General features: G+C 41.5%; 16 protein-coding genes. 5 read left to right on the forward strand and 11 right to left on the reverse strand.

All coding sequences use genetic code 11. The features are described from left to right. Nucleotides 1-23 precede the first annotated feature (23 nt). The 4 genes from BC8716_RS08145 to galE all read right to left on the reverse strand — a co-directional run bounded on the left by BC8716_RS08145 (nucleotide 24) and on the right by galE (nucleotide 3873). Nucleotides 24-1250: a hypothetical protein gene (locus tag BC8716_RS08145; protein ID WP_094424716.1), complete on the reverse strand. Its 1227-nt coding sequence runs from the start codon at nucleotides 1248-1250 to the stop codon at nucleotides 24-26. Nucleotides 1251-1321: 71 nt separating this feature from the next. Continuing rightward, complete coding sequence (locus BC8716_RS08150) at nucleotides 1322-1594, reverse strand: GNAT family N-acetyltransferase (protein ID WP_094424718.1); 273 nt, start codon at nucleotides 1592-1594, stop codon at nucleotides 1322-1324. A gap of 23 nt (nucleotides 1595-1617) precedes the next feature. Further along, on the reverse strand, nucleotides 1618-2529 hold the full coding sequence (locus BC8716_RS08155; protein WP_157730376.1) for an LCP family glycopolymer transferase: 912 nt from the start codon (nucleotides 2527-2529) through the stop codon (nucleotides 1618-1620). Between the two features lie 327 nt (nucleotides 2530-2856). Continuing rightward, nucleotides 2857-3873 (reverse strand): UDP-glucose 4-epimerase GalE, encoded by a 1017-nt coding sequence (gene galE, locus BC8716_RS08165; protein ID WP_094424724.1) that lies wholly within the window; start codon nucleotides 3871-3873, stop codon nucleotides 2857-2859. 147 nt (nucleotides 3874-4020) lie between these two features. Between galE and BC8716_RS08170 the strand changes: the two genes are divergently transcribed. Beyond that, nucleotides 4021-5280 (forward strand): FtsW/RodA/SpoVE family cell cycle protein, encoded by a 1260-nt coding sequence (locus BC8716_RS08170; RefSeq protein WP_094424726.1) that lies wholly within the window; start codon nucleotides 4021-4023, stop codon nucleotides 5278-5280. A 148-nt stretch (nucleotides 5281-5428) separates the two neighbouring features. Here BC8716_RS08170 and BC8716_RS08175 read toward each other — a convergent pair whose 3' ends face one another. Then, nucleotides 5429-6421 carry an MFS transporter gene (locus BC8716_RS08175; protein WP_367576834.1) on the reverse strand — a complete coding sequence of 331 codons (993 nt, stop codon included), beginning with the start codon at nucleotides 6419-6421 and terminating at the stop codon, nucleotides 5429-5431. After that, nucleotides 6313-6675 (reverse strand): MFS transporter, encoded by a 363-nt coding sequence (locus tag BC8716_RS22765; RefSeq protein WP_257251133.1) that lies wholly within the window; start codon nucleotides 6673-6675, stop codon nucleotides 6313-6315. The genes BC8716_RS08175 and BC8716_RS22765 overlap by 109 nt, the downstream gene beginning before the upstream one ends. 471 nt (nucleotides 6676-7146) lie before the next feature. On the opposite strand from BC8716_RS22765, the gene BC8716_RS08180 reads away from it, so the two are divergent. Continuing rightward, the gene (locus BC8716_RS08180) at nucleotides 7147-7584 is read left to right on the forward strand and encodes an HIT family protein (protein WP_094424730.1); all 438 of its coding nucleotides are present in this window, start codon (nucleotides 7147-7149) and stop codon (nucleotides 7582-7584) included. 209 nt (nucleotides 7585-7793) lie between these two features. After that, nucleotides 7794-8264 (forward strand): nucleoside deaminase, encoded by a 471-nt coding sequence (locus BC8716_RS08185; RefSeq protein WP_094424732.1) that lies wholly within the window; start codon nucleotides 7794-7796, stop codon nucleotides 8262-8264. 301 nt (nucleotides 8265-8565) lie between these two features. On the opposite strand, the gene BC8716_RS08190 is transcribed toward BC8716_RS08185, so the two are convergent. The 5 genes from BC8716_RS08190 to BC8716_RS08210 form a co-directional block, all read right to left on the reverse strand. Continuing rightward, on the reverse strand, nucleotides 8566-9072 hold the full coding sequence (locus tag BC8716_RS08190) for a GNAT family N-acetyltransferase (protein WP_094424734.1): 507 nt from the start codon (nucleotides 9070-9072) through the stop codon (nucleotides 8566-8568). A gap of 16 nt (nucleotides 9073-9088) precedes the next feature. After that, complete coding sequence (locus tag BC8716_RS08195) at nucleotides 9089-9706, reverse strand: YdbC family protein (protein ID WP_094424736.1); 618 nt, start codon at nucleotides 9704-9706, stop codon at nucleotides 9089-9091. A 448-nt stretch (nucleotides 9707-10154) separates the two neighbouring features. Beyond that, nucleotides 10155-10787, reverse strand: coding sequence for a LysE family translocator (locus BC8716_RS08200; RefSeq protein ID WP_094424738.1), 633 nt, complete (start codon nucleotides 10785-10787; stop codon nucleotides 10155-10157). 473 nt (nucleotides 10788-11260) lie between these two features. Further along, the gene (locus tag BC8716_RS08205; RefSeq protein ID WP_094424740.1) at nucleotides 11261-11749 is read right to left on the reverse strand and encodes a tetratricopeptide repeat protein; all 489 of its coding nucleotides are present in this window, start codon (nucleotides 11747-11749) and stop codon (nucleotides 11261-11263) included. A 30-nt stretch (nucleotides 11750-11779) separates the two neighbouring features. Next, nucleotides 11780-12703 carry an LCP family glycopolymer transferase gene (locus BC8716_RS08210; RefSeq protein ID WP_094424742.1) on the reverse strand — a complete coding sequence of 308 codons (924 nt, stop codon included), beginning with the start codon at nucleotides 12701-12703 and terminating at the stop codon, nucleotides 11780-11782. 297 nt (nucleotides 12704-13000) lie between these two features. On the opposite strand from BC8716_RS08210, the gene BC8716_RS08215 reads away from it, so the two are divergent. Both BC8716_RS08215 and BC8716_RS08220 read left to right on the forward strand, forming a co-directional pair. After that, nucleotides 13001-13702 carry a YveK family protein gene (locus BC8716_RS08215; protein ID WP_094424743.1) on the forward strand — a complete coding sequence of 234 codons (702 nt, stop codon included), beginning with the start codon at nucleotides 13001-13003 and terminating at the stop codon, nucleotides 13700-13702. Nucleotides 13703-13723: 21 nt separating this feature from the next. Further along, entirely contained in the window at nucleotides 13724-14419 is a 696-nt protein-coding gene (locus BC8716_RS08220; protein WP_094424745.1) for a CpsD/CapB family tyrosine-protein kinase, read from the forward strand. Nucleotides 14420-14455 lie beyond the last annotated feature (36 nt).

The raw sequence follows: 14455 nt of genomic DNA on the forward strand, positions 1-14455 counted from the left end.
ATCGGGAAGCTTGATATGTTCGCTCATTTCACTGTTTGCTTTTCTGTGGCCGTTGCAAGGCAGGCAAGAAGTTGTTCCAAGACAAGAGAATCAATCGCTTGTTCGCTTGTGTGGACCGATAAATCAAGAATACGACCATCTGCCAGTTCTTTAATAAGCGTAATACTGCTAAATTCATCCTCACTGTTCGCGTCGGCGAAGGCGTAATCATACCAATCTAGAGCATCGGTTAGCGGCCACTTGATTTCTGTGCGTGCGGAACGGAGCGCGTTGATGTGCATATCGGCAGGTACGTCTGGATGGGCGAGGCCGATAATAATGGAAATTGGTGCGAACATTTCGTTTTGTTCATTCCAAAAACTATAAGATTGCTCCCCTAAACGACGCATTTGGTAGCCTTTAGGCAATTGGATCTCAAGTGTGTCAAACAGCACAAATGTATGGGCAAGAACGGAATGATCCTCACCGTCATAGAAGAAAGACACTTCCGTAACAGGGCTTTCTTCAGGCGTGTTTGCTTCGGCGCTAGGCTTGCCACTTAATTTTTGCGTTAAAGGAACCGTAGCCAAGTCCTCATCAATGGAACTCTCACCTTTGTCGCTTTCATGATTAGCAGAAACGAGAATCGCGTGGAACAAGCTGACCGCTTCTTCATAAGCTTCGCCGTCCTGTTCACTTAAATCGGCAGGCAAAGACAGCGCAGCTACATACATATGATCTCGTTTTTCGTCAAAGCGGACAAGACGATGAACGATGCCATGGCTGTCGTCAACGGTCAAATAATAATCAAAACCAAGCTCAGGAAACCAATGTGTATCAATTTCCACTGGCTCGCTTTCGTTGGAACGAAGAGCGAGTGTTGTGTAATCATGGCGCAACGTCCAATCTTTATCAGAAGGGAGCGGCTCCGTGCTGACGGAAACTTGAAAAGAAGGATCTTGGTCCGACACAAATGTTAACATATTGGCTGTTTCAACGACTTCAAAGCCATCTGGTACTAAATAGGTTTTATCAAACGGAGCTGTTGCTGCCCGAGCGGAAAGGATGTCGGTTTTATCGCCATTGACAACTGTCAACGCTTGCTCCTCTGGCTGTTGTTCCTCAGAGGCATCATTGCCTTGGGAAGCATCGTCCTTATTAGGAGCGGGGCTCGCTTCAGGGGCTTGGCAGCCAGAAAGCAATATAGCAGCAAAGAGGCCGAAACCGCTTAATGTTCGCAATGATCGGCGAAGAAAAGGGTATATCCTCATTGACTGTTCCTCCATCATCATTTGTTGACTGTTCCATATTCTAACATGAAAGAAATACTAGAACGAGAAAATCATTTAATTGCCAACTCTTGGTATTCTGGATGTTTATCAAACTCGGCTTTCGCAAACGGGCAAATGGGATCGATTTTTTTGCCTTGTTTTTTCATATCGGCTACGAAAGAAGCGACGAGTTTTGCGCCAATGCCTGATCCTCGACTATCAGGATCAACAAAGGTATGGTCAATAACCATATGGTTGTCTTCTTCAAAAAAGGTTAATTCGCCCACTGTTTTTCCCGTTTCTGTCTTAAACGAGTAACGTTTAGGTTGTTTGTCAATATTCATGCCTTCTCCTTGGTTTTTGGCGTTTAATCGATCGTTAAATGGGTGCGCAACTCATTGCCAATACGTTCTACTTCTTCCTGTGGCAAGACAGCGAACCAAAGGCCGTCCACTGTCTCCTCACGGTAAGCGATATCGAGCTGCTTAATCGACTGTGCGGCAGGGCGATAAGCAGAGACATAATGGAACATTTCTGTAAGTGTTAAATCCGTTTCGATGGCATCACTAAAGGATTGTAGAAACGCAGGGATATTCGCCAAGTTGCCAGCTTGCAAACCTTTAGCGATGGCGCTTTCCATGACGTCGCGTTGGCGGCTTGTCCGACCTGCATCCCCGGCAGGGTCCTCTTTACGCATCCGTACATAAGCAAGGGCTTTTTCGCCATTTAGTGAGAGTGTTCCTTTTGGGAAATCGTATCCATCGATCGAGAAGCTTTTTTCATTAACGACAGAAACACCACCAAGGGTATTAATTACATCAACAAAGCCGTCCATATCAACCGCAATATAATGGTCGATAGGAATATGAAGCAGCTCCTCAACCGTTTGCACCATTAAATCGGGCCCTCCATAAGCGTGAGCATGGTTCAGCTTATCGGCCATACTGCGGCCAGCAATCTGTACTTTCGTATCCCGTGGGATGCTTACAAGCTTAACCGATTGTGCTTTGGCATTGACCGTTGCTACCATTAATGCATCTGAACGGCCATAGCCTGATCCAGCCGTTTTATCAATGCCGGCAATCAGAAAGGCGAGTGGTTCGCCTGGCTCTGCGGTTGACTCCCGCTTTTCAGAAATGCCCCCGTTGTCTATTCTGCTATGAAGAGGGGTATGCATGTTATCGTTGGCATTTAAGACAGCTTCATACATGGAATAGCCAACAAACAAAAGCAAGCCGACCGCCAAACAAGCAATGACTCCCTTTGTGTACGATTTCATCAAAAAACGATCCTTTCCAAACGTCTTTCTTACCATACCCGCTTTCAGAAAAAAGCAAGCTGCAAAAAACAAAGTTGCTGTGCATCCTTAGTCTCAACGGAAGCAACGGTGTGTATACTGGCATTTGAAAACACGTATGAAAAGCATAGCTTTTTGTGTGGGGCATTTACGTTTAGCAACAGGCTGCTATGCATGTCGGTCATATCGATAATAGCTTGCTCTGTTTCATTATTCAAGCTATTTTCTGTTGGGGCGATTTGGATCAATCTGGAAATGGAGCCTTCCCTACGAAAGGCTCCATTTCCATCAACATCAATTGACCTTTGTTTATTTGCTTTCAAGCTGTGCTTTGCGGTGGACTTGCCAACGCCAAGAGTCTTCACACATTTCTACAAGCGTCCGCTTTGCTTCCCACTGTAGTTCGGTTCTTGCTTTCGTTGGGTCGGCATAGCTGACAGGAGCATCACCGGGACGACGTGGCCCGATTTTTTTTGAAATCGTGATGCCAGTCGCTTTTTCAAAGGCGTCAACCACTTCAAGAACGCTATAGCCGGTGCCTGTCCCCAAGTTATATGCCTGCACACCTGTGTATGTTTCGATTTTTTTGAGTGCTTGCAAGTGGCCCAAAGCAAGATCGACAACATGGATATAGTCGCGGATGCATGTCCCGTCTTTTGTCGGGTAATCGTCGCCAAAAACAGACAGTTGTTCACGCACGCCGGCAGCTACCTGTGTAATATAAGGCATCAAATTATTTGGGATCCCGCTTGGCTCTTCGCCAATCAGGCCGCTTTTATGGGCGCCGATTGGGTTAAAATAGCGTAGCAGCGAAATGCGCCAGTTGCTATTAGAAGTCGCTAAATCACGGAGCATGTCCTCAATAATGATTTTTGTATTGCCGTAAGGGTTGACTGCTTTTAACGGCGCGTTTTCCTCAATTGGAACTTGTTCAGGCAATCCGTACACGGTGGCTGATGAACTGAAAACGAGTTTGTATACACCATATTTTTCCATCGTTTTGCATAATTGAATCGTGCTGCCGATGTTCGTTTCATAATAGTAAAGTGGTTTTTCGACCGATTCGCCGACAGCTTTTAAACCGGCAAAATGGATCACCGCGTCAATGTTATTTTCAGCGAAAACCGTTTCTAAACAAGAGGAATCAAGCAAATTAATGTCATAAGACTTTACTTTTTTGTTGGTGATTTCTTCAATGCGGTCAACCGTATCAGGACCGCTGTTGGAAAAATTATCAACAATGATAACATCATAGCCTTCCGTTAAAAGTTCAACGCAAGTGTGGCTGCCAATATAGCCGGCACCACCTGTAACGAGAATGGACATAGTATTCCCTCCACGGTATACAAAGTAAGTGTTGTTCACTCTAGTATACCAGAAATGCAAGAAACAAAATATAGAAGAAAGAACGAACAATCTTGAGGAAAAAGCATGGTAAAATAAAAGAAAAATCCCGGGGGGATGAATCGATCAATGGAGCAAGAAAAATCATGGCGCGATAGGATTGACTATACGCTCTTGTTTCTCGTGTTTGTGTTAGGCTGTATGAGTATCATGGCCATTTATGCAGGCACAACCACCCAGTTTTTCAGTGCCGAAGACTATGAAAAATATCGCCATGTGTTTGCCCTTTCGCAAGCAAAATGGTTTTTAATCGGATTCGTGTTAATGGTTGTCGTAATGCTAGTAGACTATGAATATTTAAAACGCTTGACGATCCCTATTTTTGCCTTTGGCATGATCTTGTTGTTATGGGTGCAATTTTTTGGCGTTGAAAATAAAGGCGCTACGCGCTGGATTGGCATTAATGGCACGCCGATTTACCAGCCTTCAGAAGTGATGAAAATCATTCTTGTCCTTACGCTTGCCCATTTAATCGTCGTGCTAAATCAACGTTATTCCGAAAAAGGGCTCAAAGCCGATTTAAAAAAACTTGGCTGGCTTGCTGCTTTTGGGATCCCGCCTTTCTATCTTGTCTTAAAGCAACCGGACTTAGGAAGCGCACTCGTCCTTGCTGTCATCATTGCCACTGCCATTCTTATGGCCAATGTTTCCTATAAAGTACTAGCCAGTTTGGCCGCACTTGCAGGGGCAGGAATTGCTTTTCTTTATTATTTGCTTTTAAACCATATTGAACTGATTACAAAATATGTGTTAGAAGAACACCAGCTTGTGCGTATTCTCGGGTGGCTATACCCAGAGCAGTATGCATCAGGTTATGCGATGCAAACATTAAATGCGATACGAGGCATTGGTTCTGGCCAATTGACGGGAAGCGGCTTCTTAAATAGTGTCCAAGCTGCTAATGCTTCTACGCCTGAACTCCATACCGACTTTATTTTTGCCGTTATTGGGGAAGAATTTGGTTTTCTCGGTTCGACTGTTGTCATTTGCGTCTATTTTTTACTTATTTATCGCCTGATCATGCTTGCTCACTCATGCGATGATTTATACGGCACATCAATCATTGCTGGCATTGCCGGCATGTTGACGTTTCAAATCTTTCAAAATATCGCCATGACGATTGGGCTAATGCCTGTCACTGGCATTGCATTGCCTTTCCTTAGCTATGGAGGCAGTGCGCTCATGACGAATATGCTTGCCATCGGCATTGTTCTCAATATTGGCATGAGGCAAAAAACGTATATGTTCAAGTCAAACAATGAAGTCGTCGACTCAGACAAAGGGACGCTTATCTCGATGAAAGGAAAACGGTTTAGGCTGCCTCTCTAAGTTGGCCCGTCTCCTATAAAGCAACAAGGCTTCCTCGCGTTTGTAAGGGGAAGCCTTGTTTGTAGCTATAGATAATACGCAAAGGCCATATCATTAGGAAAATGAAACCGAGTTGATAGGAGTCTTGTGTTCAAAACCTGCAAGGGAATTAGGTTGATTCACGCTTTTCTATCGGCTCTTCTGTTTGGACGACTTGATGCAAATAGAGTTCTTTTCGTACGACGAATAAATACAATGCACTAATAAGCAGAATGGCTGCGGCTAACGCGAATATAAAACGGGCTCCAAGTAAATCGGTTAAAAAACCGAAAAGAATGGTTGAAAGACCAAAAGAGGCGAAGCCGGCAGCTTCCTGAGCTGAATATACTCGAGCCAGCTCTTTTTCTGGGACATTTGTTTGCACAATGGTTTGCAATGCGACCCCTTTTAGTTGACTTGAAAACCCAAAAAGGGTGGAAAACAGTAAGGCAACCCACGGCGTTGAAATGAGACTGAAAGCCAGTGTTGTAAGAAAAACAGCAAACGTGCCAACATGAATCAATCGACTTATCTGTTTTTCCATAAAGGAGGCATATCGGTAGCCAAGCATGCCGCCTATTAAAAGACCTCCAAAAAAGCTGGCATTAATGTAACCCCACCATTCTTCACCGGTTCCGAGTACCTCATCCACATAAACGTATAGGATCGCCGCAATCCAAACGACATTTGCACTGTTTTCCAAAACATCAGCCACGCTAATGGCGCGTAAATACGGTTTGTTCAAGATAAAACGCCAGCCCGCTAGTGAACGCGATAAAAAGGAACGCCTCGACTCAGTGAACACTTCCCTCTTCGTTTGCTTATTTTCAATCCGTGTCGTTACAAACGCCGCGAAAAGATAAAGCAAAACAGTGAGCCAAATAAGATGATCGGCACCTATGGCCACGACAAGAATCGCCCCTAATGGCCATCCACCTAGTTCGGTCGTACGATCAACCATCGTTAAGAAACTGTTTGCTTTCAGTAATTGTTTCTTTTCAACTAAACGGGGAATCATCGCGGACCGTGCAGGTGATGACCAACCATCAAGAAATCCGATAGCGATTGTAAATAGAAAGATCGCAGGAACGGTCGACGCATTGTCGAAAAACAGGCAAGTAATAGGAGCACGAATGTTTTTCCAAATTGAGATAATGCTAAAAGCGGCTGAAGGTGCATCCGTTCTAATAGGAGAGGGGCAATCATAGCACTTACAAATCGGGAGACCATCGTCAAAAAAGGAACGAGAGCCATTGCTGCCGCTGAACCAGTGACAGCATGAATCAGCGGAATTAGCCCAACTATGTAAAACACCCCGCCAATATTAGCAAAAAGTTGACTAATCCATAAGAAGCGAAATGAGTTCGTTAGATGCATGGCGACATCCTCCTCCAAAAAAGTATTCAATTGTTTGGATAGAGGATGTACTTACACGAGAAGATCGCTCCTTATTTTGAGACGTTTTATTGTAGATCTTCTGTTATTATACTTGAAAAGAGCGTATAAGCACATGAAATGGAGTGCCTAATTGATGTCCTGCATATTCATAAAGAAATGAGTTTTTAAAGTACTATGTTTTCAAGACAACAAAGAACTTAGATAAAAGAGCTTGGTTGTCTTCTTTAGTAACAATCCCTTACATTTTAAAATAGGACTTTCTTTTATCAAGGTTGACTGTAATAAAGGACTCGATTATTTCATTTAAAACATTTTAAGGAAATATACAGAAGGGAGGAACTAATGAACTAACGAACTTTTTACTTATTGATAATAAAGTGAAAGTATAGGGGTTAATTTAAGAAAAATGAATGTAGTAAAAATCCTTTTGTTCAAGGATGTGTTTAAGAAATGGATAGCGCCGAATGTTTAGGATGTAAATTAGCTAATAATATGGAGTTTGTTTATAAGGTTTATGAAAATGATTTCGTATCCTGTATATTGGATCACGATCCATTTAATAAAGGACATGTACTAATATTGCCAAAAGAACACTTTGAAGAATTGGATCAGTTAAATAGGAAAACTGCAAATATAATAATTGAAACTTCACAGATTATATCAAAGGCTATAAAAGAACTATATAAGCCAGACGGAATTACAGTATGCCAAAATGGGGGTATTTTTAGTGAACTAACTCATTTTCACATGCATATTGTACCTAGATATATCAATCAATCGTTTGCTCCTTTTTATTCAGAAGAACCATTCCAGAATGGCAAACTGAAGAAAGAGTTGTCTGATACGCATAAAGAGCTAGAATATAAAATCAACCAGTTAATTATGTAAGGAAACATTCTTAAAGTATGAATACGTAGAAATTTAACAACTATAGATGTTGATTCAAATGGAATTAATATTCCTTTTAATACGTTAATGAACCTTTTTAAAAACAAAAAGAGGACCAGTGATCTCCTTTATTTTATTATTAGTAGTATAAAAAATTCCATCTGCATGGCTTAACAATGAAATTATTTGCAAAGAGAGGAGTGGTCACGATGGATCATTCGATGTATTTAGCCAAAACGATTAACCTAGCGGCTCAAAGCATTCAAAGGGGAGGTGGCCCTTTTGCGGCGATTATCGTGAATGAAAATGGGGACATTATTGGCCAAGGCACCAACTCTGTGACGAATGCCAATGACCCGACAGCACACGCAGAAGTGGTTGCGATTCGCGATGCATGCAACACGATCAACCACTTCCAGCTTGAAGGGTGTACGCTTTACACAAGCTGTGAGCCATGCCCGATGTGTTTGGGTGCGATTTATTGGGCCCGGCCAAAAGCTGTCTATTTTGCAGCTACACAAGAGGATGCAGCAGCAGTCGGATTTGATGATGCGTTTATTTACAGAGAGATTGAAAAGTCTTACGCGGAGCGGACGATTCCGTTTTATGAGCTTGAGATAAACGAGAAAAAGCGCCCGTTCCAAATGTGGGAGGCGCTGGCGACGAAAACCGAGTATTAGCTTGCAACCAGTTGTCAGGCAAAACGCTTGTCAGCCGAGGCAAACAATTGAAACTAAAGTCTAATGCCGCCAACTAGGCGGTTTTTTGTACTTTCATCAGATTGTCAAACACTAACAGACACTTTCACTTGGAATCGCCCTGGAGTTGTTACGTAAAAAGTATAACCATATGAGTGTACTGGAGGGCTTGCCTCAAGTAAGCTAAGGAACCTCTTAAAGCTAAAGCCCCCTATAGTTGAATAAGATCTTACTTTGTTGCTTCCTCAATTATTCGAAAACCAGTGTGCTAGAGAAGCCCGTTTTATATTTTTCTACAGTATCTTAACGATATATAAGTATCGCCTTCGGAATTACCGTAGCTTTTTTGCTCGTATTGAAATACAAATCCTTTTGCTTCATAAAAGGGAATACCTTTGTGATTTCCTTTTTGAACGGAAACGTATTGCTTTTTTGCTCCTAATGCCTTTTGTTGTTCTGTAATAGCATAAAGTAATGTAGATCCGATACCTTCATTTCTCCTATTAGGTGCGAGGTATAAAACGAATAATTCACCACTACCATCATCAAGAATTCCCCCTGCGCCAGCCCCTATTATATGACCTTTCTCAATGGCAACATAATACCCGCCCCAATTACGATTTGAAGTTTGAACTTCTGTTAAAACACTATCATAATTATAAAATTTTTTTATAATCTTTTCTATGTATTCATTTGTATATAAATCTTTGTATGTAGCCCTATATGCATCTGTGCACACTTTAATAATACCTTTAATATGATCATCTGTAGCTTTAATAATCTCTATCATACAGCCCCTCCTATGGTTATTTAATAAGCAACCAAGATTTTTCTACTACAAATTGATCACCATAAACTGTCGATACATCTACATTTACGTCACTTTCTTTAATCAATCGTAAATAATTTGTATGAGCCTTTTTATCAGTCCACCCTGTTAGAACTAGATATCTTTTATTTAATGGATTTTTAGCAAAAAAACTACCTAGCATTCTTTTTTCTTGAGACATGTTTTTATTCCAAACGTTTATTTGCATTTCTTCAAAATGAGCCATTCTATCTTCTAGAACATCAGCGTTTGTAAAACGAATATAATCTCCATTCATAAAATCATTTATAGTGCCTATTTGTTCGCGTATAGCAAATTTCCCCTCAAATAGGTCTATACTTATAGAAGAAATACTTCCTTCCTGACCAGTAAGGAAGGCGATTTTGTCATGTTCGTTCTTCATAAAGTGGAAATAACTTTTCTTATCTTGCCATAAAGAAAATATATAGGCGGTATTTTCTTGTTTATCACTCCAGCCTCCAATTTGACTTACAAAGCCTTCTAATGTATTTAAATAACCCCATTTAGCTTGACCATCAGAAAAAACATCTTTCTTTTCTTTTTTTACTTTACAAGTGATCTGTTTAATAAACACACATTATTCCCCCGATATATACGATTGATTATAGAAGGAAGGAACTCTTAATCAACGATACTGCCCGTTTCTTTAAGTAAACCTATTCGCAACTTCTTCTATCCTATTTATAATAAAATAGTACTTAAGATTTTAATTTTTGTAAATAAATCAGGATTGTCGATCATTAACAGACACTTCCACTTGGAATTTCCCTGGAGCTGTTACTTACAAGGTATAACCTTATGAGTTTATTGGAGGGCTTACCTTATAACTGTCCTCTTTTAACTTTCGATTCATTCATCTACAGTTTCTTCATTGGCCTGAGGGAAGCCAATATGGAATGGTTCAAGGAAAATATAATCCTTTGTTTTCCTTTTAATTAACTAAAGAGACGCTCTAAATAACTGCAATAATAATAAAAAAGAGCACAAGGGAAAACCCTTTATGCTCTACATTATTTATAAATTTATTTCGGTTCTTCCAAAGCTAAGCGGAGTCCAAATATAATAAAAATTGCTCCGGTTAAACCATCCATTGCTTTCTTAACAACTTCTTTCCTCATCCAAACACGAACTAGGTTTATGACATATATGTATAATGTAAACCAAGCAAATTTTATTAACAGATAGACTGCGCCTAATACAAAAAATGTCATTAAAGTTTCTGTTTGAGGGTTAATAAATTGAGGGAGAAACGTCAGAAAGAAAATCGCCACTTTAGGATTCAATATATTTGCCAAGAATCCTTGTGTCATAAGAGATTTTTGTTTACCCTGTGCTCTATTTGGTATCTTCTCTCCTAAACTTTCCTCTTTACTCCTCATTGATAATAAAGCTTTTATTCCTAAGTATACGAGGTAAATTGCACCCACATATTTAAAAATCATGAATGCCATAGCGGATTGCATGATAATAGCTGATAAACCTACAATGGCTGCTATAGTGTGTACACTTATAGCAAGGAGTGTCCCCATTAAGGTTTTAAATCCACCTGATTTCTGATGTACGATCGTATTCCTTGTAATAACTGCTGTATCTGGCCCAGGGACTATTATTAAAAGAAAACTTGTAATTGAAAATAGTAATATAGATGAAACCATATAATCCCTCCACATCATTTAATCTTTAACTTTAACTATATCCCTATACTCTATCTCTTTCAACTAACAGGAGCTTTAGTTCACGAATAAGAGTAAACCTCTTTATTGTTTGTCAAGTATACCTTGTGACATTGGGAACAGGTAAGTGAAGGTGGCTTAGCTTCATAAGTTTACCCTTCCCCCTATTTTTTCTTCCCTCTTAAGTATACAAGAGTGATGATAATGACGATGTTCCCTGAAAAGAATAGGTAGGAAGCATGCTTTAGTCGTAATCACGTTGAAGGTTTGTTTGAACGGCTTAATCTGTTGGTTCTTTAGAGCTATCCAAAAAGGAAGAACTTATGGGCGAAAAGAACTATGAAGCAACAACATACAACTCTTTTCTTCGTTGTGTCAATGGAGAAAAGAGGAGGGGGATGCGACATGAGAGAAAAAAATGCGCTCAAATAAATCTCATTTGAGCGCATCTGACATTACTGATCCCAGACGGTATCAAGTTTATCTGCGTAAAAACGAATCGCTTTTTCATAGCTCTTTAAGGCAGTGTCATTTGTCGTATCAGCAATAGTATACAAAAGCCGTTCCATTGCTTCACTATGCTTGCTGTTGTTGTATAAAGCCATTGCTAAAAAGACTTGTAGTGATTTGCTGTGCGGAAAGAGCGAGCAGCCTTTTCTCAACGTTTTTTCCGCCTTGTCATACTCGCCAAGCACACGGTATGTGCTGCCGAGGCCTAGAAGGGCGCCTTCCAAATCATCGCCTGTTAACTCTAAGGCAATCGCCTGTTCATAATGAGGAACAGCTTGCCGCTCTTTCCCTAGCCGATCAAGACTAGATGCGAAGTAGTAGTGGGAGAGGGGGTCATTGGGCTGCTCGGCAAGCAAAGCGGCAAATATTTCTTGCGACGCTTCTAACTTACCTGCTGCTTGTAAAGAGAATGCTCTTTTTGCCAGTGGATGCATGCCATCCCCTCCTTCTATAAAGGAATCTACTTATTCGAGTCCCAAATGTGACAACATTTCACTCCGCACCCGGGCTTTTTCTTCGTCGCTGACAATTGCATACCAAATGCCGTCAATCGTTTCCCCTGTATAGGAAACTTCGATTTGTTCGGTTGAACCGAGAGCAGGGCGGTATTCAGACTGGTAGTCCCACATGACATCTAATGATAAGTCTGTCCGAACAGTGGTGCCGAGCACATCTAGAATCTCGCCGACTTTTGTAATCGAGCCGAGAGAGGCGGACTCTTGCATGAGCGCGTCAATAATGTCTCGTTGTCGGTTTGCTCGTCCGGCATCACCGCGAGGATCGTCATAACGCATACGTGTGTACTTAAGCGCCTCTTCCCCGTTTAACTCAATTGTTCCTTCTGGGAAATGAGAACCATCCATTTCAAACTCAAAATCATTGTAAACCGTGACGCCACCAAAAGCATCAATTAAACGTTCAAATCCAGCCATATTGATACTAGCGTAATGGTCAATTGGTATGCCATACGCTTCTTCAATCGAATCAATCAGCATTTGTGCGCCGCCATATGCATGAGCATGGTTGATTTTTTCCACCGTGCCGCGACCAACAATCTCGGCTCGGGTATCACGGGGAATGCTAAGCATTTTTGTTGTCCCTTCTGCCGGGTTTAACGTTAGTACCATAATCGAGTCGGCTCGGCCAACAACTTCGTCTTCGCGGCCTTCGGTTAAATCCACCCCAGTGAGAAGAATCGACATTGGTTCTCCGACTTGAAGGCTAGCGGAGCGAAGGGGCGAAGCGCCTTCGCGGTTTGGAAGAGGGTCATACATTTCATTGGCTGTATGGCGGATGTCGTTGTACAAATAGATACCGTAACCAATTACGCTCAAAAACAGGAGCCCGAAAAGAAGGGCAATGACTTTTAAAACGGTTTTCTTTTTCATAATAAGGATAACGCCTTTCTAATTGAAGATATGGATATAGGCAACTACTTTCTTAATAGGATAATTAATTTACTGCTATTCCACAAGCCTATCTTTTTGTATTTTTAAGTGAAAAATAAAATTGATAGAATTAGGCTCTTGGTCACGGTTACTAAGACCTATTTATTAACGGAAAAGTACGAAAACGAAGGACTAAAGTTTCTTTGAGATAAGCTAGATTTCAGGGTAATTTCTCTGCAAATTATGATATAATTCGTAAAGAGTCAGGGAAGTGACGTCTAGGAGGTATATAAACAAATGGAAGAAACCATAAGTTTGAAAGAAATCTTTCAAACATTGAAACAAAGATGGCGGCTCCTTGTGGCCATCCCGTTCTTTGCTATGCTTGTGAGCGCGATTATCAGCTCGTTTGTATTGACGCCTATGTACGAACGTTCTACGCAGCTCCTCGTGAACCAGGCTGTTCCAGAAGGGCAACTAAACCAGCAAGTTGTCCGTAACAATCTCGAACTAATCGATACATATAGCGAGATTATTAAAAGTCCAAGAATTTTAAATGAAGTCATTGAGGCTGAAGGGCTGGATATGACTTACGGCGATTTAGAAGCGGCCGTTTCTGTTGGCAGCCAGAGCAACTCACAGGTGGTGACGATTACGGTCGAGTCAGAAAGTCCAACTGAGGCCACACTTTTGACGAATAGCATTGCGACTGTTTTTCAAGAGCAAATTCCCGATATTATGAGCATCGACAATGTGAGCATTCTTTCGGAAGCAGAAATAGGCGAAGACCCAACGCCGGTCAGCCCAAAACCATTGTTAAATATTGCAATTGCTTTTGTTGTCGGGCTTATGGCGGCAGTCGGTTTGGCCTTCTTGCTTGAATACTTGGATACAACAATAAAAACAGAAAAAGACATCGAAAACATCATTGATTTGCCTGTGCTTGGCGCTGTCTCCAATATGGACAGCGTTGATGCGGCTGCAAAAAAGACGTCTTAGATTTTAGGAAGCAGGTGACTTATGGCACGTCTAACACGCACGAAGAAAAAGCCAGTCCAGAAAAAACGGCAACTGATTGCCGATGTAAATCGACGTTCACCCATTACTGAACAATACCGTACGATTCGGACGAACATTGAATATTCGGCAGTTGACACGGAAATTAAATCGCTGCTTGTCACATCTGCCGGCCCTGGGGAGGGGAAGTCAACAACGGCATCCAACTTAGCCGTTGTCATCGCCCAAAATGGGCAAACGGTTTTGCTTATTGATGCAGATATGAGAAAGCCGACGGCTCATTATACATTTGGGCTCATGAACAACCGTGGGTTGACGAATGTGCTGACACGCCAACAAAAGCAGGACGATGTGATTCAGGAAACAAACGTCGAGAATGTTTCCCTGTTGACTTGCGGCCCAATCCCGCCTAACCCAGCTGAATTGTTAAATTCCAAAATGATGGAGCTTGTTTTGCAAGAGGCAAGAGAAAAATATGATATGGTTATTTTGGACACGCCTCCTGTCATGGCTGTTGCCGATGCGCAAATCCTTGCCAATAAAGTCGATGGCACCATTATTGTCACGTCAAGCGGCAAGACTGACAGGGAGCAGTTACAAAAAACGAAAGAGAACCTCGTCAAGGCAAATGCCCATTTGCTTGGCGTTGTGTTAAACAATAAACCGGTTGATGATACAACCTATTATTATTACAAATAATGAACAATCACGATTACTTTTGCCAGTTGAGCCAGC

This window comes from Shouchella clausii, assembly GCF_002250115.1.
GTDB lineage: Bacteria > Bacillota > Bacilli > Bacillales > Bacillaceae_D > Shouchella > Shouchella clausii.